Raw genomic sequence first — 299 nt, 5'->3', positions numbered from 1 at the left:
GCCAAACGGCTTGGCATGTCATCTTTGCTGATCGGCCTGACAGTCGTGGGCTTTGGCACATCGACGCCGGAGCTGCTGGTATCGGTGCAGGCGGCGCTGAACGATGTGCCGGCCATCGCCATCGGCAATATCGTCGGATCGAACATCGCCAACATCCTGCTCATCGGTGGCCTGACCTGTCTGGTCTGGCCAATCCGCGTGTCGGGCGCCACGCTGAAGCGGGACACAGGCGTGATGATCGCGGCGGCATTGGTGCTGGTCCCGATTTTCGTGACCGGGCAGATGGGACGGCTGACGGG

General features: G+C 63.2%; 1 pseudogene. It reads left to right on the top strand.

From position 1 onward, the window contains the following. Positions 1–15 precede the first annotated feature (15 nt). Positions 16–299, top strand: a pseudogene (locus GZH79_RS18610) (sodium:calcium antiporter); the annotation flags it as partial.

Origin of the sequence: Loktanella sp. SALINAS62 (genome assembly GCF_018263905.1) — a bacterium.
Taxonomy (GTDB): Bacteria; Pseudomonadota; Alphaproteobacteria; order Rhodobacterales; family Rhodobacteraceae; genus Loktanella.
This window is presented reverse-complemented; position numbering and strand designations above follow the sequence as displayed.